25 protein-coding genes are annotated in these 23,829 nt (G+C 71.0%); 10 read left to right on the top strand and 15 right to left on the bottom strand.

The window, feature by feature from the left end:
• The first annotated feature begins 114 nt into the window (after positions 1-114).
• The gene (locus H4F90_RS04855; protein ID WP_182661987.1) at positions 115-657 is read left to right on the top strand and encodes a peptide deformylase; all 543 of its coding nucleotides are present in this window, start codon (positions 115-117) and stop codon (positions 655-657) included.
• Positions 658-671: 14 nt separating this feature from the next.
• Here H4F90_RS04855 and H4F90_RS04850 read toward each other — a convergent pair whose 3' ends face one another.
• Positions 672-1,316 (bottom strand): arylesterase, encoded by a 645-nt coding sequence (locus H4F90_RS04850; RefSeq protein ID WP_407926171.1) that lies wholly within the window; start codon positions 1,314-1,316, stop codon positions 672-674.
• A 130-nt stretch (positions 1,317-1,446) separates the two neighbouring features.
• Between H4F90_RS04850 and H4F90_RS04845 the strand changes: the two genes are divergently transcribed.
• The gene (locus H4F90_RS04845; RefSeq protein WP_182661983.1) at positions 1,447-2,142 is read left to right on the top strand and encodes an ABC transporter ATP-binding protein; all 696 of its coding nucleotides are present in this window, start codon (positions 1,447-1,449) and stop codon (positions 2,140-2,142) included.
• Between the two features lie 15 nt (positions 2,143-2,157).
• Here H4F90_RS04845 and H4F90_RS04840 read toward each other — a convergent pair whose 3' ends face one another.
• Positions 2,158-2,844 carry a glutathione binding-like protein gene (locus H4F90_RS04840; protein ID WP_182661981.1) on the bottom strand — a complete coding sequence of 229 codons (687 nt, stop codon included), beginning with the start codon at positions 2,842-2,844 and terminating at the stop codon, positions 2,158-2,160.
• A gap of 335 nt (positions 2,845-3,179) precedes the next feature.
• Between H4F90_RS04840 and H4F90_RS04835 the strand changes: the two genes are divergently transcribed.
• Together H4F90_RS04835 and H4F90_RS04830 are read left to right on the top strand one after the other, a co-directional pair.
• Entirely contained in the window at positions 3,180-3,638 is a 459-nt protein-coding gene (locus H4F90_RS04835; protein ID WP_182661979.1) for a hypothetical protein, read from the top strand.
• A 542-nt stretch (positions 3,639-4,180) separates the two neighbouring features.
• The gene (locus tag H4F90_RS04830) at positions 4,181-5,227 is read left to right on the top strand and encodes a type IV pilus assembly protein FimV (protein WP_182661977.1); all 1,047 of its coding nucleotides are present in this window, start codon (positions 4,181-4,183) and stop codon (positions 5,225-5,227) included.
• A 14-nt stretch (positions 5,228-5,241) separates the two neighbouring features.
• Here the strand turns inward: H4F90_RS04830 and H4F90_RS04825 are convergent, their stop codons facing one another.
• Genes H4F90_RS04825 through lptF form a run of 5 tightly spaced genes read right to left on the bottom strand, consistent with a single transcriptional unit; the run spans position 5,242 to position 10,062 of the window.
• The gene (locus tag H4F90_RS04825; RefSeq protein ID WP_182661975.1) at positions 5,242-6,420 is read right to left on the bottom strand and encodes a methionine aminotransferase; all 1,179 of its coding nucleotides are present in this window, start codon (positions 6,418-6,420) and stop codon (positions 5,242-5,244) included.
• Between the two features lie 13 nt (positions 6,421-6,433).
• Positions 6,434-7,387, bottom strand: coding sequence for a CysB family HTH-type transcriptional regulator (locus H4F90_RS04820; protein ID WP_182661973.1), 954 nt, complete (start codon positions 7,385-7,387; stop codon positions 6,434-6,436).
• Positions 7,384-7,815: a sirohydrochlorin chelatase gene (locus H4F90_RS04815; RefSeq protein WP_182661971.1), complete on the bottom strand. Its 432-nt coding sequence runs from the start codon at positions 7,813-7,815 to the stop codon at positions 7,384-7,386. The genes H4F90_RS04820 and H4F90_RS04815 overlap by 4 nt, the downstream gene beginning before the upstream one ends.
• On the bottom strand, positions 7,812-8,942 hold the full coding sequence (gene lptG, locus H4F90_RS04810) for an LPS export ABC transporter permease LptG (RefSeq protein WP_182661969.1): 1,131 nt from the start codon (positions 8,940-8,942) through the stop codon (positions 7,812-7,814). Before lptG ends, H4F90_RS04815 begins: the two co-directional genes overlap by 4 nt.
• Before the next feature lie 4 nt (positions 8,943-8,946).
• Entirely contained in the window at positions 8,947-10,062 is a 1,116-nt protein-coding gene (gene lptF, locus H4F90_RS04805; protein ID WP_182661967.1) for an LPS export ABC transporter permease LptF, read from the bottom strand.
• 40 nt (positions 10,063-10,102) lie between these two features.
• Between lptF and H4F90_RS04800 the strand changes: the two genes are divergently transcribed.
• Genes H4F90_RS04800 through H4F90_RS04790 form a run of 3 tightly spaced genes read left to right on the top strand, consistent with a single transcriptional unit; the run spans position 10,103 to position 13,246 of the window.
• Entirely contained in the window at positions 10,103-11,578 is a 1,476-nt protein-coding gene (locus tag H4F90_RS04800; protein ID WP_182661965.1) for a leucyl aminopeptidase, read from the top strand.
• A 22-nt stretch (positions 11,579-11,600) separates the two neighbouring features.
• The gene (locus H4F90_RS04795; protein WP_182661963.1) at positions 11,601-12,044 is read left to right on the top strand and encodes a DNA polymerase III subunit chi; all 444 of its coding nucleotides are present in this window, start codon (positions 11,601-11,603) and stop codon (positions 12,042-12,044) included.
• A 59-nt stretch (positions 12,045-12,103) separates the two neighbouring features.
• Positions 12,104-13,246 (top strand): branched-chain amino acid ABC transporter substrate-binding protein, encoded by a 1,143-nt coding sequence (locus tag H4F90_RS04790; protein ID WP_182661961.1) that lies wholly within the window; start codon positions 12,104-12,106, stop codon positions 13,244-13,246.
• A gap of 528 nt (positions 13,247-13,774) precedes the next feature.
• Here the strand turns inward: H4F90_RS04790 and H4F90_RS04785 are convergent.
• The 7 genes from H4F90_RS04785 to H4F90_RS04755 all read right to left on the bottom strand — a co-directional run bounded on the left by H4F90_RS04785 (position 13,775) and on the right by H4F90_RS04755 (position 20,194).
• Positions 13,775-14,884, bottom strand: coding sequence for an NAD(P)/FAD-dependent oxidoreductase (locus H4F90_RS04785; RefSeq protein ID WP_182661959.1), 1,110 nt, complete (start codon positions 14,882-14,884; stop codon positions 13,775-13,777).
• A gap of 41 nt (positions 14,885-14,925) precedes the next feature.
• A complete protein-coding gene (gene fdxA / locus H4F90_RS04780) occupies positions 14,926-15,249 on the bottom strand; it encodes a ferredoxin FdxA (RefSeq protein ID WP_182661958.1) in 324 nt (107 codons plus the stop codon).
• 71 nt (positions 15,250-15,320) lie between these two features.
• Positions 15,321-16,166: a uroporphyrinogen-III C-methyltransferase gene (cobA, locus tag H4F90_RS04775; RefSeq protein ID WP_235971954.1), complete on the bottom strand. Its 846-nt coding sequence runs from the start codon at positions 16,164-16,166 to the stop codon at positions 15,321-15,323.
• A 10-nt stretch (positions 16,167-16,176) separates the two neighbouring features.
• Positions 16,177-16,959, bottom strand: coding sequence for a phosphoadenylyl-sulfate reductase (locus H4F90_RS04770; RefSeq protein ID WP_407926156.1), 783 nt, complete (start codon positions 16,957-16,959; stop codon positions 16,177-16,179).
• The gene (locus H4F90_RS04765; protein ID WP_182661956.1) at positions 16,956-17,459 is read right to left on the bottom strand and encodes a DUF934 domain-containing protein; all 504 of its coding nucleotides are present in this window, start codon (positions 17,457-17,459) and stop codon (positions 16,956-16,958) included. Before H4F90_RS04765 ends, H4F90_RS04770 begins: the two co-directional genes overlap by 4 nt.
• Before the next feature lie 19 nt (positions 17,460-17,478).
• Positions 17,479-19,203: a nitrite/sulfite reductase gene (locus H4F90_RS04760; RefSeq protein ID WP_182661954.1), complete on the bottom strand. Its 1,725-nt coding sequence runs from the start codon at positions 19,201-19,203 to the stop codon at positions 17,479-17,481.
• A 16-nt stretch (positions 19,204-19,219) separates the two neighbouring features.
• The gene (locus H4F90_RS04755; protein WP_182661952.1) at positions 19,220-20,194 is read right to left on the bottom strand and encodes a sulfite exporter TauE/SafE family protein; all 975 of its coding nucleotides are present in this window, start codon (positions 20,192-20,194) and stop codon (positions 19,220-19,222) included.
• 100 nt (positions 20,195-20,294) lie between these two features.
• Here H4F90_RS04755 and H4F90_RS04750 point away from each other — a divergent pair, with 100 nt between their 5' ends.
• Positions 20,295-21,260 (top strand): patatin-like phospholipase family protein, encoded by a 966-nt coding sequence (locus H4F90_RS04750; protein ID WP_182661950.1) that lies wholly within the window; start codon positions 20,295-20,297, stop codon positions 21,258-21,260.
• Positions 21,261-21,379: 119 nt separating this feature from the next.
• Here the strand turns inward: H4F90_RS04750 and H4F90_RS04745 are convergent, their stop codons facing one another.
• The gene (locus H4F90_RS04745) at positions 21,380-21,931 is read right to left on the bottom strand and encodes a phasin family protein (RefSeq protein ID WP_182661948.1); all 552 of its coding nucleotides are present in this window, start codon (positions 21,929-21,931) and stop codon (positions 21,380-21,382) included.
• A 222-nt stretch (positions 21,932-22,153) separates the two neighbouring features.
• Between H4F90_RS04745 and H4F90_RS04740 the strand changes: the two genes are divergently transcribed.
• Positions 22,154-23,125 carry a histone deacetylase family protein gene (locus H4F90_RS04740; protein ID WP_182661946.1) on the top strand — a complete coding sequence of 324 codons (972 nt, stop codon included), beginning with the start codon at positions 22,154-22,156 and terminating at the stop codon, positions 23,123-23,125.
• A gap of 25 nt (positions 23,126-23,150) precedes the next feature.
• On the top strand, positions 23,151-23,825 hold the full coding sequence (locus H4F90_RS04735) for a LutC/YkgG family protein (protein ID WP_182661944.1): 675 nt from the start codon (positions 23,151-23,153) through the stop codon (positions 23,823-23,825).
• Positions 23,826-23,829: the final 4 nt, after the last annotated feature.

Below are 23,829 nucleotides of genomic sequence, written 5' to 3'. Positions count from 1 at the left end.
CAAGGCGGCAAGGGCGCAGCGCGCCGGCCGCCGCATTCTGCGGCTCGCCGTCCGGGCTGGCATGCTCGGGCCCGGCGCGGTGCCGTCGGGGCGCCGCGGAGAGGAGAGCTTGCGATGCCCGTGCGTCCCTTGTTGAAGATGGGCGACCCGCGCCTGCTGCGCGTGGCGCAGCCGGTGCGCGACTTCGACAGCCCGGCGCTGCATGCGCTGATCCGCGACCTGGAGGACACCATGGCCGCCGCGAACGGCGCCGGCCTGGCCGCGCCGCAGATCGGCGAGGACTGGCAGGTGGTGATCTTCGGCAGCGGCGCGCCGAACCCGAGGTACCCGGAGGCGCCGCCAGTGCCGCGCACCGTCTTGCTGAACCCTCGCATCACGCCGCTCGGCGAGGCGGAGGAAGAGGGCTGGGAGGGCTGCCTCTCGGTGCCCGGCCTGCGTGGCGTGGTGCCGCGCTGGTCTCGGATCCGCTATGAGGGCCTCGATCCGCAGGGCCGGCTGATCGAGCGCGAGGCGGAGGGCTTCCACGCCCGCGTGGTCCAGCATGAGTGCGACCACCTGATCGGCATGCTCTACCCCATGCGGGTACGCGACTTCCGGCGCTTTGGCTACACCGAGGTGCTCTTCCCCGGCCTGGACGCGGCGGCGGACGAGGACTGAGGCGCCCCGCCGGCTCAGCGCGCAGCGGCCGGGCTGCGCAGCAGCGGCTCCAGCACGGGCCAGACGCTGTCGAGCATGCGCGGCTGGGCGGCTTCGTTGGGGTGGATGCGGTCGGGCTGGAAGTAGCGGTTCAGGTCGGCCGGCGCGGCCACCGCATCCAGGAAGAAGGGCAGCAGGGCGGCGCCCTCCTCGCGTGCGATGCGGGGGAAGAGGGCGGCGAAGTCCTCGCTGTAGCGGCGGCCGTAGTTGGGCGGGATCTGCATGCCCAGCAGCAGCAGGCGGGCGCCGGCCGCGCGCACCGCGCGGGCCATGGCGCGCAGGTGGTCCTCGGTCGCGCCCAGCGCCAGGCCGCGCAGCGCATCGTTGCCGCCCAGCTCGATGACGACCACCGCCGGCCGGTGCCGCGCCAGCAGGGCCGGCAGGCGCTGGCGGCCGCCGGAGCTGGTCTCGCCGCTGATGCTGGCATTGACGACCTGATGCGGCAGCTTGCGCTGCACCAGACGAGCCTGCAGCAAGGCCACCCAGCCGCTGTCGCGGCGCAGGCCGTACTCGGCCGAGAGGCTGTCGCCGAGCACCAGCACGGTGGGCGGCGGGGCTGCCTGAAGTGCGGGCAGGCGGCCGAGCCACAGGCCGCCGCCGAGCAGGCCTGCCGCCAGCACGCCCAAGGCGGCGAGGGTCCGACGCCGTCCCGTGCCACCGCTAAAGTCGCGCCCCTGGGGCCGCAGGGAGGGAAGTGCCCGGTCGGTGCCCCGGTTTTCATGCGAGCCGGGGCTTGGGGGAACGGAGTTCATGGGCGAGATTTTGATGGCGGTTGAGCACCTCGGCCGAACGGTCGAGGACGCTGCGGGCTTGCTGACCCTGCTGGACGACATCCACTTCAGCCTGGCAGCGCGTCAGTCCTGTGCGATTGTCGGGGCCTCCGGCTCCGGCAAGAGCACCCTGCTGGCCCTGCTGGCCGGGCTGGACCGGCCAAGCCGCGGCACGGTGCGGATCGGCGGCGTCGATCTGTATGCCATGGACGAGGACGCCCGCGCGGCCTGGCGGGCACGCCATCTGGGTTTCGTCTTTCAGAGCTTCCAGCTGATGGCCCACCTCAGCGCGCTGGAGAACGTGATGCTTCCGCTGGAACTGCAGGGCGATCCGCGCGCCCGCGACCGCGCGGTGGCCATGCTGGAACGGGTCGGCCTGGGGGCCCGCCTCGGCCACACGCCGCGCAAGCTTTCCGGTGGCGAGCAGCAGCGGGTGGCCCTGGCACGGGCCTTCGTCGTCGAGCCAGCCCTGCTGCTGGCCGACGAGCCGACCGGCAGCCTGGACCACGCGACCGGCGAGACGGTCATGCAGCTGATGCTGGCCCTGAACCGCGAGCGCGGCACGACCCTGGTGATGGTCACCCACGACCTGGGCCTGGCGGCCCGTTGCGACCGCCAGCTGCGGCTGGAGGCGGGCCGTATCGTGGCCGACACGGCCCGGGCCGCGTCGGCCTGAGGGGCCTGGGCAGGCTCAGGCCTTCGGGCCCTGGCCGAACAGCAGCGCGCGGGCTTTCTCGTCGGTCAGCGGCTTGCGGCGATCGGCCAGCACCGCGAGGCCACGCTGGACGGCCGGCCGCTCGGCGATGCGGTCGAACCAGGCCTTCAGCCGGGGGAAATCGCTCCAGTCGACGCCCTGTCGCTCGGCCGTACGCAGCCAGGGCCAGACGGCGATGTCGGCGATCGAGTAGTCCTCACCCGCCAGCCAGGCGCTGTGGACCAGACGCTGGTCCATCACGCCATAGATCCGCCGGGCCTCGCGCGTGTAGCGCTCGATCGCATAGTCGATCGGTTCGGGCGCATACAGGCGGAAGTGATGCGCCTGGCCCAGCATCGGCCCGACGCCGCCCATCTGGAACATCAGCCACTGCAGCACCGACCAGCGCGCCCGCGGCTCGGACGGCAGGAAGCGGCCGGTCTTCTCGGCCAGGTACATCAGGATCGCGCCGGACTCGAACAGGCTGATCGGTGCCCCCCCCGGGCCGTCCGGGTCCACCAGCGCGGGGATCTTGTTGTTCGGGCTGATCGCGAGGAAGGCCGGGTCGAACTGCGCGCCCGCGCCGATGTCGACCGGCTCGACCTGATAGGGCAGGCCGCACTCTTCCAGCAGGATGTGGACCTTGTGGCCATTGGGTGTCGGCCATGAATACACTGTGACCATGATGACCGTGGCGTTGGATGCAGTCGGTTCCGCCGACGACGGCCCGCGCCAACTGGCACGAGACGTCTCACCTTAGCAGCGCATCCGTCATGTGGTCAGCCGTCTGGAGTTTGCTGCGGCGTCGTCCTCCCAAGCCAGCCGCCGGGCTCTTGAGGTCCTGGGGTCGAAGCCATGGGTGGGTCGCGCAGCCGCTGGCCACACAAGGGGGCTGGGGTTTGAGCGGGCAGTCCGACTTGGGTGCTGTACGGGTCGAGTGGGGAACGCTGACCCTCGATGGGTTGCGAGATCCAGTGTTGCGCCTGCGGGTTGACGCTGGCCTGCCGCCTCGGCTGCAGATGTTGTTGCTGAGCCGCGGGCTGGCCGAGCGCTTGGAGCGTGCGATTTACACACGTCTGACTGCGACCGCGCAGACCCGTCTTGATCCCGGTTTCAGCGAACCGATGCGCTGGTTGGCCATGTATCCGCCGTTGATCTTGCCGGCCATGAAACCGCTGCGTGAGCGCTTTCGCGCCGTTGCGCCGGCGCCCTGGACGGTACAGGTCTGGCTTGAAGGCGGCTTGGCTGAAGCCTTGGCCGAGAGCTGGACCTGGCTACCAGGAAATCAGGCCATGCAGTTGCTGACTTTGCGGGGTCGCGTTGAGCTGCGCTTGGAGGTGTCTGGCGATCTGTCTCCGGAACTCCTGGATCGGGCTTGGGGCCTCCTGCAGCGGGCGTTGCGGCAGGCACATTTGGTGGCGGCCGAGCCGGCGCGTGGCCAGAAGATGCAGCCAGTGCCGTCCCGTCCGCTGGTCTAGATGGAACCGGGCAGGTAGCTGATCAAGCGCCGTGGTCGCTCACGGTCAGCATGCACAGGGGCCCGCGCTCGACTTTGCAGCAGATCTCCTTGCAGGACCGTTCAGCGCGGAACCAAACAATTCAGCGACTTCATCGCAGGAAGTCGGATGATGCATGTCCGTCACCCGCTTGGCCCAGCGTGTCAAATATCTGGACCTGCGGCCATGCAACCCTCCAGCAATTTCGTCTCCCCTTTTGCACCGCGGCAGTTCCCCAGCCTTGACCTGAAAGCAGGCCGGGCTCGAGATCTCACCGAGATCGCAGGCCAGTCCTGATGCGCTACCTTGGCTAGCTGCCTGCCTTTGTTCATTGGAGAAGGTGTCGGTGTTCTGAGCGAACGCACTGTTTCGGAAGCTGCGCCCCGTCTCTCAGGGCGGCCTGTTCGGAAGCATGGTTGTGTTGATCCGCACGCCCGGCTGCTTGCCTACAGCAGGCTCAGGACTTTGCATACATGATTGCGTACATGTCTACAACGGAAGACTCTCCGGAGCTTAATGGTAGAGTGAACGCCACGTACGGTGATTCTCAGGACCGCATGCCCAGCAAAGCCCTTTTTAACCAGATCCGCTGGATTGCTTCGGGTTGCGCATCGGTTTTGGGTGACACGGTTCACGCTGGCCCCGAGCCGATTCGATCGGCGGCTTCGGCCGGAACCCAGATTGCGGCTGCTGTCCAGTCCCAAAGCCGCCCGGGAATGAGCCTGTTCGTGCTGGTCGGCTTGGGTCTGCTGGTGGTCTTGCTCGGCTGGCGTTGGCGCATGCGTTTCCTGCCCGATCCTGGGCGTACCCTGCATCTGCCTGTGTCCGCCAGACAGAGAACCGCGTTGCCTTCGACCAGTCACCAAGCCAGTACTCGGGCCGATGTCGCCCGAGCCCGGCTGAGTCAGAGTGCGCTCGAAGCGCCGGACACCGGACCCGCGTCCTATGCAGCGCTTCCCGGGGAGGCAGAGTTGCTGGCCGGCCGCTTGCGGACTCAGCCTGAGCCTGCGCTTGGCCCTGTCACCCCGACGTCTGAGGGCTGGGACGAGTTACTGGCCACCGACAGCCTCGTCGATGTCGAGCAGCAGGCCGACTTCTTCCTCGCCCTGGGCCAGGACGAGGCCGCCAAGGGCTTGCTCGCCGAGGCGCTGGACGCCGCGCCGACCCCGCGCCTGCACCTCAAGCTGGCCGACATCCTGAGCCGCCATGGCGACCGTGAAGCCTGGGAGGCGCTGCGCCTGCGCACCGAGGCCCGCTTCAATCTGGCCATGCCGGCCTGGGAAGCCCACACCGGCCCGGACCGCGGCCTGGAGGCACATCCCCTGGCGCTGGCCCGCCTGGTGGCGATCTGGCCGAACCCGCTGCGGGCCGCCTCCACCCTGGGCAAGAGCTTGCGGCGGCCCGCCGCCGGCCGACCTGATCGTCAGCGTTTCGACCTGTCGGCGTATCGCGAGCTGATGCTGCTGCACGCGATCGCCTGCGACGTGGCCCGTCAGATCGCGGTGACCGAGGTCGACATCGAACTGCCCGTCGGCGACGAGAGCCCCTCGGCCCCGGGGTCGGCGGGCTGAGCGCCCGGCCCGGCTCAGAGCCGGGCCAGCCGGTCCAACGCGCGGTCGAGCGTGTCGTCGCGCTTGGCGAAGCAGAAGCGGATCTGCTGGCGCTGCCGCCCGTCGGCATAGAAAGCCGACATGGGGATGGCGGTCACGCCGATCTCGCGCGTCATCCAGCGCGCCAGGGCCTCCTCGTCGAGCGCGGCGAGCTCCGGCCGCAGGCCGCCGTAGTCGACCACCTGGAAGTAGCTGCCCTCGCAGGGCCGCAGCCGCAGCGGTGTGGCGGCCAGGCCGTCCCGGAAGCGGTCGCGCTTGGCCTGGTAGAAGGCCGACAGCTCCCGGTAGGGGGCCGGGTCGCGCAGGTGCTCGGCCAGGCCCTGCTGCACGGCCGAGCTGACCGCGAAGACATTGAACTGGTGGACCTTGCGGAACTCGGCGCTCAGCTCGGCCGGCGCGGCCACGCTGCCGATCTTCCAGCCGGTCACGTGGTAGGTCTTGCCGAAGCTGGAGATCACCACGCTGCGCGCGGCCAGGCCCGGGTGGCCGGCCGCGCTGGCATGCGCGCGGCCGTCGTAGACCATGTGCTCGTAGACCTCGTCGCTCAGCAGCAGGATGTCGGTCGGGGCCAGCAGGGCGTGCAGGCGGTCCAGATCCTGCGCCGACCAGATCGTGCCGCTGGGGTTGTGCGGCGTGTTCGTCAGGATCAGCCGCGTGCGCGGCGTGATGGCGGCGGCGAGGGCGTCGAAGTCGGGCCGGAAGTCGGCGTCCAGCGCCACCCGCACCATGCGGGCGCCGACCAGCGCGATGCCCGGCGCATAGCTGTCGAAGGCCGGCTCCAGCACGATCACCTCGTCGCCCGGCTGGGTGAAGGCCAGCAGGGCCGTGAACACCGCCTGGGTCGCGCCGGCGGTGATGGTGATCTCCTGCCCCGGGTCGTAGGCCCGGCCGTGCAGCGCGGCGATCTTCTCGGCCAGACGCTCGCGCAGCGCGGCGACGCCCGGCATCGGCGCGTACTGGTTGTGGCCCGCGCGCATGGCACGCTCGACCGCATCGATCAGTCGCGGATCGCAGCCGAAGTCCGGGAAGCCCTGGCCGAGGTTCACCGCATCGTGCTGCTGCGCCAGGGCGGACATCACGCTGAAGATGGTCGTGCCGACCTGCGGCAGGCGGCTTCGGACCGCGGGTGGCGGGGCGGTGCGGAGGGCGTTCATGGCGGGGCGGGGCTCAGAGCTCGTAGTGTTCGGCCTGGCCGGCCATCAGCTTCTCGATCAGGCTGCGGTTCATGCGCTCGGACACCAGCTCCGCAAAGGTGTAGACGAAGCTGCGCAGGTAGGCGCTGCGCTTGAAGGCGATGCGCGTGGTGTTGCGGCCGAAGAACTGGCCCATCGGCCGCACGACCAGGTCGCCGCCGGCGGCGCAGGCCGGGTCGTCCTTCACGGTGATCTCCGGCACGATGCCCAGGCCCATGCCGTGGCGCACATAGGTCTTGATCACGTCGGCGTCGGTGGCTTCCAGCACCACCTGCGGGCTCAGGCCCTTGAGGGCGAAGGCCTGGTCGATGCGGGTGCGCCCGGCGTAGGCCGCGCTGTAGGAGACCACGGGCTCGCGGGCGATCTGCTCCAGGGTCAGGCGCTCGGTCGCGGCCAGCGGATGGTCGGCCGGCATCACCAGCATGTGCTGCCATTCGTAGCAGGGCAGGCTCAGCAGGCCCTCGGTGCCGGCCAGGGCCTCGGTGGCCAGGCCGACGTCGGCACGGTCCTCCAGCAGCATCTGCGCGACCTGGGGCGGCGCGGCCTCCAGCAGGGTGACGACGACTTTCGGATGGCGCTTGCGCAGCGCGACCAGCGGTCCCGGCAGCAGGTAGCGCGCCTGGGTGTGGGTGGTGGCGATCACCAGGGTGCCGCTGTCCTGCTTGCTGTATTCCTCGCCGATGCGCTTGAGGTTGGCCACCTCGCGCAGGATCACGTCCACCGCCTGCAGCACGCGCTGGCCCGGCTCGGTGATGCGCTTCAGGCGCTTGCCGTGGCGCACGAAGATGTCGATGCCGAGTTCCTCCTCCAGCTCCAGGATGGCCTTGCTGATGCCGGGCTGCGAGGTGTAGAGCGCCTTGGCCGTCTCGGTCAGGTTCAGGTTGCGGCGCGCCGCCTCCTGGATGAAGCGGAACTGGTGCAGGTTCATGGCATCGGCACGGCGTCGTGGCGCGGCACCGCGGCCGGGTCAGCCGCCAGGGCGCGGGCCGCTTCCGCCATCGCAGCGACCACCGGGTCGAGTTCGCCGACGGCCGGCGCCAGGCTGTAGCGGCAGCCCGGCTGGGCCTCGCGCAGGGCCTCCAGCAGGGCCGGCAGGTCCTTGCGCACATGGCCGCCCGCCCCCAGGAAGAGCGGCACCACCCGCACATGCCGGCAGCCCGCCTGCGCCAGCGCGGCACCCGCTTCGGCCAGGCTGGGCTGCATGAACTCGAGGAAGCCCAGGGCCACCTTCAGCCCGGGCGCCTGTGCGCGCAGCCGGGCGGCCACGCCTTCGAAGGGGCCGGCCCAGGCCGGGTCGCGCGCGCCGTGGGCGAAGAGCAGCACGCCGTCGGCGGCCAGGTCGGAGGTCGGGCTCATCGGGTACGCACCAGCCAGGTGAAAGCTGCCAGCGAAAGCAGCAGGTAGACCGCACTCGGCGCGCCGGCCGCCAGCCAGGGCGTCCACTCGCGCAGCAGGCCCAGGTGGGTCGAGACGTTGTTCAGCAGCACGAAGCTGATGCCCAGCAGGATGCCGCCGAACACCTTCAGGCTGACGCCGCCGCGCCGCGCCTGCAGGTAGGCAAAGGGCAGGGCCAGGCCCAGCATCACCAGGCAGGCCAGCGGGTAGAGCGCCTTCTTCCAGAACTGGATCGCCGGCTTCTGCGCGGCCTGCGCGTTCTCGCTGAGGTGGCGCATGTAGCGCCACAGGTTGAGCGTCGACAGGCTGCTGGTGCGGGTGATCGAAGCGGCCACCACCGCGGGCGACAGGGTGCTCGGCCAGACCAGCTCCGCCAGCCGCTCCTCGGCGGGCAGGTGCTGGCCCACGCCTTCACCCTGCGGCTGCCAGTCGATGCGGCGCACGCCTTCGAGATGCCAGGCCCCCTCGCGCAGCGTGCCGCGCTCGGCTTGCAGCCGCGAGAGCAGCTGGCCTTCGGCATCGAAGGCGTAGATCCGCAGGCCCTCCATGCGGCCGTCGTTGCCGATGCGTTCGATGCGGACCGACTCGAAGCGGCCGGCCTCGGCCCGCTCGCCGGGCTCGGCCGGGGCCCGGTCCTTGAGCCAGGCGCCGTCCCGGCCGGCATGCGGGGCACGGCCCCGCCACAGCGCATGCACGGTCTCGGCCTGCTGATCGGCCCAGGGGGCCACCACATCGCCGACGACGAAGGTGAGCAGTGCGAAGACCAGACCGAGCTTGCCGAGCAGGCCCAGGGCCCGTCCCGGTCCCAGCCCGCCGGTGCGCATGATGGTGAACTCGCTCGACTGCGCCAGCCGTGCCAGCGCGTAGATCGCGCCGATCAGCACCGCGATCGGGAAGAGCTCGTAGAAGTGCCCCGGCACCAGCAGCAGGCAGTAGCCCAGCGCATGGTGCAGGCCGTAGCCGCCCCGGCCGAGGTTGTCGAGGTCGTCGACCAGGTCGATGAAGAAGAAGAGGGCCAGGAAGGCCAGGGTCACGAAGGCGATGGCGCCGAGCAGTTCGGCGTGCAGCAGGCGGCGGACGGTTCGCATGGTGTCAGTTCGCGCGGCGCGTGCGCCGCAGGCCCAGGCTGATGCCGTTCTGGCGCCAGGCGATCAGGGCCAGCGCGGCCAGGAGGCTGCCGCCGTGCAGGACCAGCAGGGTCGGCAGGGCCGCCGCGCGGCCGCTGGCCACCCAGGTCTGGGAGAGCAGCAGCAGGTTGTAGTAGAGGACGAAGGCCAGCAGGGCCAGCAAGAGGTTCCAGCTGCCGGCACGGCGCGGGTTGCCGGCAGCCAGGCCGATGCCGAACAGCACCAGGGGCACGCCGCCCAGGGCCAGGCCGGCCCGCCAGACCAGCTCGCCCTGGTGGCGCAGCGTCGGCTCGGCCAGCAGGGCCCAGGTGCTGCGGGCCTTCACCGGAAGCTCGCCGGCCGGGCCGACATTGCGCTCGCCAGCCAGCACGCGGTAGGTCTCGAAGCGGGCCTGGCGGCGTTCCCCGGTCTGCAGGTCCAGGTCATTGCGCTGGCCCTGTTCGAGCACGACGAAACGGTCCTCGCCGACCCATTCGATGCGGCCGCCGCGGGCGGCGGTCAGCGATTCCTGATGCTCCTGCTGGTCGAGCAGGAAGATGTTGCGTGCGAGCTGGCCCTCGCCGCCCCGGGCGGCCTCGGCCTCCTGGCTGTCGCGGTCGACGAAGAAGATGCGCCGCCCGTCCGACGAGGCGATGAACTGCCCCGGCGCGATCTTGGCCAGGTCCGAGCGGCGCTGGTAGCGATCACGCAGCTCGACCACCTGCTGGTTGCTCCAGGGCCAGACCACCAGGGCCAGCACCGCCACCGCGGCCAGCACCGGCGCGGCCGAGCGCAGCACCGGTCCGACGAAGCGCGTCAGGCCCAGGCCGCTGCTGAGCCAGACCACCATCTCGCTGTCGCGGTAGAGGCGGGTGAGGGTGCTCACCACTGCGATGAACAGGGAAAGCGTCAGCAGGGTCGGCAGGTGCTGCAGGCCGGCATAGCCCAGGAGCAGGGCCACGTCTTGCGGCGCAATGTCGCCGCCGGCGGCCTGGTTGAGGGCACGCACCAGGAAGCTGGTGATGACGATGACAAGGATGACCACCAGGGTCGCTCCGAAGCTGCGTCCGAGGTCCTTGCGCAGCGAGCGATCGAATAACATCGCCCGACTTTATAACGAGCCACGCTCCTCACGGCCGCCCATGGAACTGCGTCAGATCACCGCCGGGCCCGAGGCCCTGGCCTCGGCCAGCACCGACTTGCTGCTGCTCGTCCTGTCCGGCGAAGCCGCGACCCAGACCCTGGCCGAACCGCTGCTGGCCCTGCGCGACGAGGCCCTCGCCGCCGGCGACCTGAAGCTCGAAAGCGGCCGCAGCCTCTACTTGCATCGTCCGACCGGCCTGAAGGCCGCGCGCCTGCTCTTCGTGGTGGCGGCCGACGCCAGCGCCAAGGCCCTGCGCAGCGCGGTGGCCCTGGGCCTCGCCGCGGTCAAGCCGCTCGGTGTGCGCCAGCTGCTGCTGGCCACGGCTGGCGCCCCGCTGGGCGAGGCCCAGGCCGAAGCCGTGGCCCTGGCGGCTGCGGAGTTCAGCTACCGCTACACCCACACCAAGCCCAGCGCGGCCGCCGCGCCTGCGCTGCAGAAGATCAGCCTGGCCAGCGCCAAGGCCGAGGCCGCTGCGGTGAAGGCCGGCCTCGCGCGCGGTCAGGCCATCGGCCTGGGCCTGCAGCTGGCCCGCGAATGCGCGAACCGCCCGGGCAACCATGCCACGCCGAGCTGGCTGGCCGAGGAGGCCCAGAAGCTCGCCAAGGCCCATCCGCAGCTGAGCTGCACCGTGCTGGAACGCAAGGACTGCGCGAAGCTCGGCATGGGCTCCTTCCTGGCCGTGGCCCAGGGCTCCGAAGAGCCGCCGAAGTTCATCGTGCTGAACTACCAGGGGGCGGCCAAGAAGCAGGCCCCCGTCGTGCTGGTCGGCAAGGGCATCACCTTCGACACCGGCGGCATCTCCATCAAGCCGGCGCCGGAGATGGACGAGATGAAGTTTGACATGGGCGGTGCGGCCAGCGTGCTCGGCACCTTCCGCGCCCTGGTCGAACTGCAGCCCAAGCTCAATGTGATCGGCCTGATCCCGAGCTGCGAGAACATGCCCGACGGCCGTGCGATCAAGCCCGGCGACGTGGTCACCAGCATGAGCGGGCAGACCATCGAGATCCTCAACACCGATGCCGAGGGCCGTCTCATCCTCTGCGACGCGCTGACCTATGCCGAGCGCTTCAAGCCCGCGGCCGTCGTCGACATCGCCACCCTGACCGGCGCCTGCGTGATCGCCCTGGGCGCCGTGCGCAGCGGCCTCTTCAGCCCCGACGATGCCTTGGCCGCCGAGCTGCTGGCTGCCGGCGAGCAGGCCCTGGACCTGGCCTGGCGCATGCCGCTGGACAGCGACTACGACGAAGGCCTGAAGAGCAATTTCGCCGACATGGGCAATGTCGGTGGTCGGGCGGGCGGCGCGATCACCGCTGCCGCCTTCCTGAAGAAGTTCGCCAAGGCCTACCGCTGGGCCCATCTGGACATCGCCGGGACGGCCTGGAAGTCCGGCGCAGCCAAGGGCGCCACCGGCCGCCCGGTGCCGCTGCTGACCCACTTCCTGCTCGGTCGCGCCCAGGCTGGCGAACGCGGCTGAGCGCAGCGGACCCGGTCGCGCGATGACCGAGATCCAGTTCCACACCGGCGTGGCCGAGCCGCTCGTCCACGTGATGAAGCTGCTTCGCAAGGCCGAAGCCCAGGGGGCCCGGCTGGCCGTGCTGGGCCCGGCCGCATTGCTGGACCGCATCAGCCAGCACCTGTGGAGCGACGACCCGCAGAGCTTCCGGCCGCACCTCCGGCTGGGTGCCGGACAGCCGCCGGGCCCGCACCTCGCGCCCACGCCGGTCTGGCTGGTCGAGCGGCTCGAGTCCGTGCCGGCCGACGTCGAACGCCTGCTGCACCTGGCCGGCGAGACCGCCGAGGCCCCGCCGGGCTTCGAGCGCTTCGCCCGGCTCTACGACATCGTCGGCGCCGACCCGGCCAGCCGCCTGGCCGGCCGCCAGCGCTGGCGGCATTACGCCGACCGCGGCTACGCGCTCAGCCACCATCCCATGGACGGCTGAGGCCCCTGCGGCCCGGCCCCTCGATTCCCGTCCCCTTCCCACGCCCCCGGAGACTCCCGATGACCTTCAAGCTCAAGCCGCTGACCCTGGCCCTGGCTGCCGCCGCGCTGCTGGCCGCCTGCTCCAAGCCGGCCGACGACACCCTGGTGGTGAAGATCGGCCATGTCGGCCCCGTCTCCGGCGCCCAGGCCCACTACGGCAAGGACAACGAGAACGGCGCCCGCATGGCGATCGACGAGCTCAACACCCAGGGCATCGTGCTCGGCGGCAAGAAGGTCAAGTTCGAACTGCTGGCCGAGGACGATGGCGCCGACCCCAAGCAGGGCACGGCCGCCGCGCAGAAGCTCTGCGATGCCAAGGTCAACGGCGTGGTCGGGCATCTGAACTCGGGCACCACCCTTCCGGCCTCGAAGATCTACTTCGACTGCGGCATCCCGCAGATCACCCCCGCGGCGACCAATCCCAAGTACAGCCAGCAGGGCTTCACCACCGCCTACCGCCTGCTGGCCAACGACAACGCGCTTGGCGCCGGCCTGGCCGTCTACGCCGCCAAGACCCTCGGCCTGAAGAAGGTCGCGGTGGTCGACGACCGCACCGCCTACGGCCAGGGCATCGCCGAAGTGTTCAAGAAGATCGCGGCCGAGCAGGGCATCGAGGTCGTCGCCGAGCAGTACACCAACGACAAGGCCACCGACTTCATGGCCATCCTGACCGCCATCAAGGACAAGGCGCCCGAGGCGGTCTTCTTCGGCGGCATGGACCCGCAGGCCGGCCCCATGCTGCGCCAGCTCGACCAGCTCGGCCTGAGTGGCGTGAAGGTCTTCGGCGGCGACGGCATCTGCACCGCCAAGCTCGCCGAGCTGTCCGGTGGCGCCAAGGCCCTGGAGGGCGTGGTCTGTGCCGAAGGCGGTGCCTCACTCGACAAGATGCCCAAGGGCGCCGCCTGGCGCGCCGCCTACGACGCCAAGTTCCCGGGCCAGTTCCAGGTCTACGCGCCCTACGTCTACGACGCGGTGATGGTGATGGCCGACGCCATGAAGCGTGCCGATTCCGCCGACCCCAAGGTCTATGCGCCCAAGCTCAAGGAAACGAACTACGAAGGCGTGACGGCCAAGGTCGTCTTCGAGGCCGATGGCGAGCTCAAGGACCCGGCCATGACGCTCTACGTCTACAAGGACGGCAAGAAGACGCCGCTGCAGTAAGCCCCTGGGGGCTGTGCCCGAGGGTGCTCAGGCCCCGGGACGGCGCCGTTGAAAAGGCGCTGGGCTCCTTCCCTTCAGCGCTTTGTGCCGGGGTGGAGCGGCCCGGGGCCGCGCAGCTGGAGCGGCGCGGGGCCGCGCAGGCGCGCAAGGGCTTCGTGTCCCCCGGGCCGCTGCGCGGCCCTCCTCCTTGACCTGCGCCCTTGCGCGCCTGCACGGCCCCGCGCTGCCACCCTCGGGGTTTAGGCCCGCGCCCTGGACCGCGATGCCGCTTGCGGAGCTCCGGCCCGCACCCTGGGCCGCAAGGCCGCCTTCGGGTTTCGGGCCCGCATCCTGGGCCGCGCGTCAGGAGGCTGGGCAGGCCTGCTGCGAAGGTCAAGGAGGAGGCCGCCAAGCGGCCGGGGGACACGCAGCAGCAGGCCTGCCCAGCCTCCTGCGCAAGATGGGGCAGCGTCACCTTCCGACGCGCCAAGCGCCATTGAAAAGGGGCGCCCTCGGGCGCCCCTTCGTGGGTCCGCAGCGCTTGTCGCCTCAGTCGAACACCGGCGACTCCACGCCCAGCACCTTGTGCAGCTTGGGGCTGGTGGTCGTGTACTGCAGGTGGATGCGCTTCTCCGGGAAGATGTAGGGCGCGGCCGCGAAGGCGGCCAGCGCGGCTTCGTGGAAGCCCGACAGGATGAGCTTCTTCTTGCCCGGGTAGGTGTTGATGTCGCCCACCGCGAAGATGCCGGGGATGCTGGTCTCGAACTTCTCGGTGTCGACCGCGATCTGCTTGCGGTCCAGGGCCAGGCCCCATTCGGCGATCGGGCCCAGCTTGGGGCTGAGGCCGAAGAAGACCAGCAGCTGGTCCAGCGGCACGGTGCGGGTCACGCCGTCGCCGCCGGTGACCTTGATCTGACTCAGTGCGCCGCCCTCGGCCTCGAAGCCGGTGACCTGGCCGACGATGAACTGCATCTCGTAGGCCTCGCACAGCTCCTTCATCTTGGCCACGCTGGCCGGCGCGGCGCGGAAGCCGTCGCGGCGGTGGATCAGGATGACGCTCTCGGCCTTGTGCGGGTTGCCGTCGGCATTGCCGCCGCAGAAGTTCAGCGCCCAGTCCAGGGCGGAGTCGCCGCCGCCGACGATCACCAGGTTCTTGCCGGCGAACTGCTCCGGGCTGCGCACGCGGTAATGCACCTGGCTGCCTTCGAAGGCCTCCAGGCCGTCCACCTTCAGCGTGCGCGGCTGGAAGCTGCCGACGCCCCCGGCGATGAAGATGGTCTTGGTGATGAAGCGCGTGCCCTTGCTGGTTTCCAGGTCGAAGCGGCCGTCCTCGCGCTTGTGCACCAGGGTGACTTCCTGGCCCAGATGGAAGGTGGCACCGAAGGGTTCGATCTGCTTGAGCAGGTTGTCCGTCAGCTCCTTGCCGGTGCAGACGGGCACGGCCGGGATGTCATAGATCGGCTTGTCCGGATAGAGCTCGATGCACTGGCCGCCGGGGTAGGCCAGCGAGTCGATGATGTGGGCCTTGATCTCCAGCAGGCCGAGTTCGAAGACCTGGAAGAGACCGACCGGACCGGCGCCGACGATGACGGCATCGGTCTCGATGGGGCCGCTGGCGGCAGCGGTTTCGGCAAGGGCGGAGGTCGGCAGCGGATCCATGCTTGGGGCTCGTCAGGAGATCGGGAGGGGTTGCGCCAGGCTCAGCGGATGAGCTCGCCCAGCTTGTCGGTCTTGTCCTTCCAGTCGTCGGCATCGGGCAGCGCACCCTTGCGCTTGGTGATGCTGGGCCACTGGCGGGACAGCTCGGCATTGAGCTTGATGAAGGGCAGCTGCGCGGTTGGCACGTCCTCTTCGGGGACGATGGCGCCGACCGGGCATTCGGGAATGCAGACCGCGCAGTCGATGCACTCGTCGGGATCGATGACGAGGAAGTTCGGGCCTTCGCGGAAGCAGTCGACGGGGCAGACGTCGACGCAGTCGGTGTACTTGCAGCGGATGCAGGCTTCGGTGACGACGTGGGTCATGACGGGGCTCTGGGCGGTAGGTTGGGAGCTGCCGCGCCGCGAGGCGCCGCAAGGGGCAAAAACCCTGAATTTTAGGCGTCGGATCCGAGGCTGCGCGGCGCCCGGGCCTTGTGCGCATGAAGCATGGCGCAATCCGCATGCGGTGGCGTCGGCAGGGCTTCGGCGCCGACGCCAAGGCAGACCACGGTGGGCCGGCCCGCATGCAGCACGGCGGCGGCGGCCAGGCCGTCGAGGCGGTGGCTGCTGTCGAGCCGGTCGGCGCAGCCGGCGCGCGAGACGACCGCGACCGGCGTGTCCGCGGCCCAGCCGGCGGCGAGCAGGCGGCGGCCCAGCCCGGCGAGCTGCTTGCCGGCCATGTAGAAGACTTCGGTGTCGGCGCGCGGACCGGCCGGCCCTTCGAGCCGGCCCTGCGGCGGCTGGCCGGCCGGGGTCTCGGCGGCCGGCACCGCGCTGACCGCGGTGCTGAAGCAGACGCTGCGGCCGCGGCCGCGGCGGGTCAGCGGGCGCTGCAGGTCGGCTGCTGCGGCGAGCGCGGCACTGACGCCGGGCACCACCTCGGCCTGCAGGCCGGCGGCCGCCACGGCCTCCAGTTCCTCTTCCAGGCGGCCGAACAGGCTCGGGTCGCCGCCCTTCAGGCGCAGCACGCGCGAACCGGCCCGCGCATGCTGGACCAGCAGGTGGTTGATGCGTGCCTGGCCCGAGGCGTCGCAGCCCGGGCGACCGGAGAAGCCGCGCTTGCCGACATCGATCCAGCGGGCCCCGGGCGCGAGGCGGCGGAAGCCCTCGACGTCGGTCAGGGCGTCGAACAGCACCACCTCGGCCGCGGCCAGGCGCTGCGCGCCGCGCAGGGTGAGCAGGTCGACGGGGCCGGGGCCGGCGCCGAGGAAGACGACCGGAAGCAGGGCAGGGGAGGCCATGGGCGGGCGCTCAGCGGGCGGCGGGGGCCTGGCTCACGTGCAGGCCGCACTCCTTGGCCTGCTCGTCCTCCCACCACCAGCGGCCGGCGCGGAAGGGTTCGCCCACGGCGATGGCACGGGTGCAGGGCGCGCAGCCGATGCTGGGCATGAACTGGTCGTGCAGGGGGTTGAAGGGCACGCCGTGCTCGGCGATGTAGGCCCAGACCTCGCCCCAGCTCCAGTCGGCCAGGGCATTGAGCTTGAGGCGGCCGGCATCGTCGCGGTCCTCGAAAGGCACCTCGCCGCGGGCGTCGCTCTGCTCACGGCGCAGGCCGGTGATCCAGGCACTGCGATCCTTGAGCATGCGGCCCAGGGGCTCCAGCTTGCGCAGGCCGCAGCAGGCCTTGCGCAGGGCCAGGCTCTCGTACATGGCGCGCTCGCCGTGCTCGCGCACGAAGGTGATGACCGCCTCGGCCTGCGGACGGTAGATCTCGACGGCCAGGCCGTAGTGGGCGGTGATGCGGGCGATCAGGCCGACCGTTTCGGCATGCAGCGCACCGGTTTCCAGCGTGCCGATCGCGATGGGCAGGCGGTGGCGGGCGATCAGGTCGGTGAGGACCATGTCCTCGGCACCGAGGCTGGTGGCCTGCACGATGCGGTCCGGATGGGCGGCGGCGGCACGGCGCAGGCGCTCGATCGTGGCGGCCAGCTTGGCTTCGAAGCCCGGGCCCTTGCGCGCATAGAGCGCGATGGCCGAGCCGGCCGGCGCCTCTGCGCCGGGCAGGGCGGAGAGGGTCGAGCCGTCCGCGCTCACGCGGCGCTCCCGGCGCGAAGGAACCAGGGGCGGCTGTCCTGCACATCGCCCTGGTAATGGCCCTCGGCGAAGAAGGCCAGAGTCTTCTCGGCCACGTCGCGCCGCTGGTCGCTGCGCAGCACCGCGGCGTCGAAGCCAGTGCGCTTCATCAGCGGCAGCATGTCCACCAGCACCTCGCCGGTGGCGCGGATCTCGCCGGCGAAGCGCAGGCGCTGGCGCAGCAGGCGGGCCTGGGTGTAGGCGCGGCCGTCGGTCCACTTCGGGAAGTGCAGGGCGATCAGGGTGATCGGGCCCAGCGCGCTGCCCAGAGCTTCTTCGACGTCGGCGGTGTTGGGCAGGCTCACGCCCACCGGCAGGGCCGCCGGCCATTGCGCGCGGATGGCGTGCCACTGCTCGATGCTGAGCAGCAGATTGGCCGAGGGCGTGATGTTGACGGGCGGGCCGTCCTCGCCGCCGGCGGGGTGCCAGGCCTCGTGGTCGTGCAGGTCGATGAACTTCATGGCGGGGCTCCTGGGGCGCTCAGGCGGCGGCGGTCGAACGGCGCACCGCGTTGGCGGCCTGCTTGAAGGGGTCGAGACCGATGCGGCGCACGGTGTCGATGAAGCGCTCGGCCGCACCGCTGCGCTGCGTGCGGTAGGTGTCGATCACGGCCTCCACGGCGTCGGCGATCTCGTCGGCCGCGAAGCTCGGGCCGATGACCTTGCCGGCCACGCTGCCGCCCGACAGGCGGGACCCGTCGGAGCCGCCCAGGGTGACCTGGTACCACTCGCTGCCGTCCTTGTCGACGCCGAGCACGCCGATGTGGCCGCTGTGATGGTGGCCGCAGCTGTTGATGCAGCCGCTGATGTGCAGGTCGATGTCGCCCAGGTCGTCGAGCTCGTCGAGGTCCTGGTAGCGCTCGGTGATTGCCGCGGCCAGGGGCAGCGAGCGGGCGTTGGCCAGGGCACAGAAGTCGCCGCCGGGGCAGGCGATCATGTCGGTCAGCAGGCCGATGTTCGGCGTCGACAGGCCCAGGCGCTTGGCCTCGGCGTAGACGGCCGGCAGCTCGCTCGCGCGCACCCAGGGCAGCAGCAGGTTCTGGTCGTGGGTGACGCGGCTCTCGCCGAGCGAGAAACGCTCGACCAGCTCGGCGGCGGCGTCCAGCTGGTCGGCCGTGGCGTCGCCCGGGGCCTGGCCCACGCGCTTGTAGGACAGGGTCACCGCACGGTAGCCCGGCAGGCGGTGCGCATGCACATTGCGTTGCAGCCAGCGCTGGTAGGCCGGGCTGCCGTCGCCGGCAGGCAGGGCGTCGGCGTCGGCGGCCGTCAGGCCCGCGGGCAGGGGGAAGCAGGCGGCCACGCGGTCCAGCTCGGCCTGCGGGATCAGGTGGCGGTCGCCGTCGACATCGCGCTGGAGGATGGCCTGGAACTCGGCCTGCACCGCATCGATGAAGGCCTGGCCCTCGGCCTTGACGAGGATCTTGATCCGCGCCTTGTACATGTTGTCGCGCCGGCCGAAGCGGTTGTAGACGCGGACGATGGCTTCGATGAACACGAGGATCTGCTGCCAGGGCACGAAGGCGGCGATCTCGGTGGCCACCACCGGCGTGCGGCCCATGCCGCCCCCCACCAGCACGCGGAAGCCGACCTCGCCGGCCGCGTTCTTCAGCACGTGCAGGCCGATGTCATGCCAGGCGGTGGCGGCCCGGTCCTCGGTGGCGCCGGTGATCGCGATCTTGAACTTGCGCGGCAGGAAGGCGAATTCGGGGTGCAGGGTGGACCACTGGCGCAGGATCTCGGCATAGGGCCGCGGGTCGACGATCTCGTCGGGCGCGATGCCGGCCAGCGCGTCGCTGGTGATGTTGCGGATGCAGTTGCCGCTGGTCTGGATGCCGTGCATGTCGACCTCGGCCAGCAGGTCCATCACATCGGCCGCCTTCTTCAGCGGAATCCAGTTGTATTGCAGGTTCTGCCGCGTCGTGAAGTGGCCGAAGCCGCCCTGGCCCTTGAAGGGACCGTCCTCGACCACGTCGTACTCGCGCGCGATGCGGGCCAGCTGGCGCAGCTGCCGGCTGCTCAGCTCGCCATAGGGCACGGCCACCCGCAGCATGGGCGCGTGGCGCTGCACATACCAGCCGTTCTGCAGGCGCAGCGGGCGGAAGTCGTCGTCGGTCAGCACGCCGGCCAGGTTGCGCTCGAGCTGGTCGCGGAACTGCGCGGCGCGCTGGCGGACGAACTGGCGGTCGAAGTCGGTGTATTGGTACATGGCGGGGTGGGGCGCTTCAGCCCAGGGCGCGAGCCAGGTTGTAGGTGCTGATCAGGGAGATCACGCTGCCGACCAGGATCAGCAGGGTGCGGGTGCTCAGGCGCGAGGTGAGGTAGGCCGCGAACGGCGCGGCGAACAGGCCGCCGACCACCAGGCCGGCCACCGTCGGCCAGGGCTGCTCGCCGACCAGCACGGCGAAGGCGATGGCGCTGACGAAGGTCAGGAAGAACTCGGCGAGGTTGACCGAACCGATGGTCATGCGCGGATCATGGCCGGTGCCGACCAGGGTGGTGGTGACCACCGGGCCCCAGCCCCCGCCGCCGACCGCGTCGACGAAGCCGCCGAGCAGGCCCAGCTTGGCCACATGGCGGGGCTCGTCGCGGCGCGGCTTGATCTTGCGGAAGATCTTGCTGACCACGTACAGGCCCATCAGCAGCAGGTAGGCCGACACGAAGGGCTTCATGGCCTTGCCGTCGACGCTGGAGAGCAGCCAGGCGCCGGCGATGGCGCCGGTCATGCCCGGCAGCAGCAGGCGCAGGAAGAGGCTCTTGTTCACATTGCCGAGCTTGATGTGGGCGATGCCCGACACGCCGGTGGTGAAGACTTCGGCAATGTGCACCGCCGCGCTGGCCACCGCGGGGCTGCTGCCCGTGGCCAGCAGGAAGCTGGTCGAGGTGATGCCGTAGGCCATGCCCAGGGCGCCGTCGACAATCTGGGCCAGCAGGCCCACGGCCACCGCACTCCAGAAGGCCGAGCCCTGCAGCGTCTCGGCCACCGTCTGCAGCGCGCTGTGGCCGTCGGCCTGGTTGAACAGGCGGGCCAGCAGGTACATGGTGGCCCCGGTCAGCAGGAAGATCACCGCCCAGCTCGCCACCCGCAGCACCGGATGGTCGGCGGCGTGGGTCAGCGACTGCTCCACCGGCGGCAGGCCCAGGGCCTGGTGCTCGGCATTGATCGGGTGGTCGCTGAGGTCGAGGTCGCGGATTTTCATGATGTCGGCAGGCTGCAAGGCGGGTGGGTCCCCGCCGCAGCGAGCGCGCGATGCTAAGGGTCAGTCCAAAGCTTCGAAAGTATTTTTAAGTCTGATATTTATGCATAAGAGAGATAAGAGGGTGTGGCTGCGCCACATAAGCAGCCAGCTGCTGCTGGCTGCGCTGGTGGGCTGTGCCAGCCTGCCGTCCCCCGCCCCGCCGCCGGCCGAGCCCCCCGCCGGGGCCGCGAGCCCGGCGCTCCCCGCCCCGCCGCCCGCCCCCCCGGTGGTCCTTCCGCCTCCGCGCCTGGGCCTGGCCCTGGGGGGCGGCGCGGCCCGGGGCTTCGCCCACATCGGCGTCATCCAGGTGCTGGAGGCCGAGGGCATTCCGGTGTACTGCGTGGTCGGCACCTCGGCCGGCAGCCTGGTCGCGGCGATGTGGGCCTCGGGCAAGAGCGGCACCGAGCTGGCCTCGCTGGCCCGCAGCATGGACGAATCGGCCATCAGCGACTGGACCTTCACCGGCCGCGGCCTGCTGCGCGGCGAGGCCCTGGCCCGCTACGTGCGCGAGCACACCGAGGGCAAGCTGATCGAGGGCATGGGCAAGCCGTTGGGCATCGTCGCCACCGACCTGGGCAACGGCGAGCCCGTGCTCTTCCGCCGCGGCGACCCGGGCACCGCGGTGCGCGCATCCAGCGCGGTGCCGGCGGTCTTCCAGCCGGTGCGGATCAATGGCCGTGAATACGTGGATGGCGGTCTCGTCGCCCCGGTGCCGGTGCGCTTCGCACGCCAGATGGGTGCCGAGCTGGTGCTGGCCGTCGACATCTCGGCCGCGCCCGAGGGCCAGGCCACCGGCGACCCGCTGCGCATGCTGCTGCAGACCTTCGCCATCATGGGCCGCAGCCTGAACCGCTGGGAGCTGCAGGGCGCCGACCTGGTGCTGCGCCCGGCGCTGGACGGTCTTTCGGGCGCCGACTTCACCCAGCGCCAGCGCGCGATCGATGCCGGCCGGGACGCCGCCCGTGCGGCCCTGCCCGCATTGCGCCGCGCCCTGCGCCGCGAAACCCCGGCCCTGCCGCCTCGCTGAGGCCCCGAAAGAAAAGAGCCCGGTGGGCCGTGGGGCACACCGGGCACAAGATCCCTGCGGGATCCGAGGAGACAGACATGAAGCAGGGGCCGGAGCCCGAAGGCTCCGGCGGCCGGGCATCAGCCGCGGCGGGCGGCCGGCTTGACGGCGGCGGTGGCCTTGGCGGCGGTGGCGCTCAGGGCTTGCAGATTGGCTTCGGTCACTTCAGCGGCTTGCTTGGCGGCCTTCTGCACCGATTCCACGGCGTTGGTGGCGGCGGCGATGGCCGACTTCACCAGGGCGACGGCGTTCTCCGAGCCGGCCGGGGCGTTCTTGGCGGCGGTGTCCACCAGGGTGGCGAACTTCTTCTGGGCTTCGGCGACCTGGCCTTCGGCCAGCTTCGACACTTCGGTGCCGGTGGCGCTGACGATGTCGTACACGGTGCGGCTGTAGGCGGCGGCCTTCTCGGCGGCCGGTTGCAGCAGGGCGGTGTTCAGGGCCAGCAGTTCCTGGGCATCCTTGACCGACAGCGAGGCCTTGGTGTGCTCGGCGACTTCACCCAGCGAAGCCTTGGCGACTTGCAGGTTCAGCTCGACCAGCTTTTCCACGCCTTCGAAGGCCTTCTGGGTCAGGGTGAAGAGGGTTTCGACGCTGGCCTTCTGGGCGGCGAGAACTTGTTCGGCGTTGGACATGGTGAACTCCTTGGTGAGGACGGATCGGATGGAGGGGAGACCGGAGCCTCCGTGCAGTGCTGCATGTTTGTTGCACTGCAGCATGGACGCAAGTATACGGAGCTTCCGGTGCAGCGCAAGCGTTTTTTGCTGCGATGCACAAAAAACTTTCGCGCCATCTCAAGACGCCTGAATGACAGGGCCCGACACGCGGGGTCCGGTGCGCGGCGAGACTCCGGGCCCATGGCCGCCGTCCTCCCCCCGCCCCGCCCCGCCGTGCCCCGGCTCCGTGGCTACAGCAGCGACCGCTTCGTGCTGCCCTTGCCCCCCGGCCACCGCTTCCCGATGCAGAAGTACCGGCTGCTGCGCGAGGCCATCGCGGCCCGCCTGCCGGACGTCGAGCTGCACGAGGCCCCGGCCGCGAGCGATGCCGAGCTGCTGCGCGCCCACACCGCCGGCTATGTGCGCGGCGTGGTCGAGGGCAGCCTGCCGCCTGCCATGCAGCGGGAGATCGGCTTTCCCTGGTCGCCCGACATGGTCGAGCGCTCGCGCCGCTCGGTCGGGGCCACCGTGGCCGCGATGCGCGACGCGCTGCGCGAGGGCCTGGCCGGCAACCTGGCCGGCGGCACCCACCACGCCGCGGCCGAGGCCGGCGGCGGCTTCTGCGTGTTCAACGACCTGGCCGTGGCGGCCCGGGTCTTCCAGGCCGAACGTGCGGCGACCGGCGCGCCGCCGCCGCGCATCGCGGTGATCGACCTCGACGTGCACCAGGGCAATGGCACGGCGGCCATCCTGGGCGCCGATCCGGCGATCTACACCTTGTCGATGCACGGCGAAAAGAACTTCCCCTTCCGCAAGGTGCCCGGCCGCGATGAGGTGGACCTGCCCGACGGCACCGGCGACGCGGCCTACCTGGACGCGCTCGACGCGGCGCTCGACCGCGTCTGGGCCTGGGCGCCCCGGCCGGATCTGATCCTCTACCTGGCCGGGGCCGACCCCTACGCCGGCGACCGTCTGGGCCGGCTCGCGCTCAGCGCGCAGGGGCTGGCCGAGCGGGACCGTCGCGTCTTCGCCGCCGCACTTGCCCGCCGCGTGCCGCTGGCCTTCTGCATGGGGGGCGGCTACGGCGAGGTGATCGAGGAGACGGTCGAGATCCAGCTCGAGACCTGGCGCCTGGCCGCCGAGCACCGCGCCCGCTGGCCGCGCCCCGCCTGAGGCCCCCTCTGGAGAGAATCCGCCCATGGACACCTCGACCGCCCGCGCCCGCATCCTGGCCCGCATCCGCAGCCGCCAGGGCCGCGATGCGCTGCAGAAACCCGCCGAGGCAGCCGAACGGGCCCGCTGGCTGGCCGAGCATCCGCGCGGCCCGCTGCCCGCGCTGGAGGGCGACCCGGTCGCGCACTTCCAGCGCATGGCCGCCCGGCTTGAAACCCGCCTGGACCGTGTCGCCACCTGGGCCGAGGCGCCGGCCGCCGTCGCCCGGCATCTGGCCGGACTGGGCCTGCCGGGCCGCGGCGTGGCGTCGCCGGCCCTGGCCGGGCTGGACTGGGCCGGCGCCGGCCTGGCCCTGGAGGCGCGCGCGCCGCGCGACGGTGACCTGCTGGCGGTCACCGACTGCTTCTGCGCGGTGGCCGAGACCGGCTCGCTCGTCTTCGCCAGCAGCCCCAGCCGCCCGGCCGCCGCCCACCTGCTGCCCGAGACCCACCTCGTGCTGCTGCCGGTCGACCGCATCGACGCGCATCAGGAAGACGCCTTCGAGCGCATGCGCCGCGAACTGGGCCAGATCCCGCGCGGCTTCAACACCGTGTCCGGTCCCTCGCGCACGGCCGACATCGAGCAGACCATCGTCATCGGCGCGCACGGGCCCTACCGCGTGCATGTGATCCTGATCGACGAGGCGGCCACCGCGCCCTGAGGGC

The organism is Aquariibacter albus, assembly GCF_014145335.1.
GTDB lineage: Bacteria > Pseudomonadota > Gammaproteobacteria > Burkholderiales > Burkholderiaceae_C > Aquariibacter > Aquariibacter albus.
Note: the sequence above shows the minus strand (reverse complement) of the source record. Positions and strands in the feature narration are given on the sequence as shown.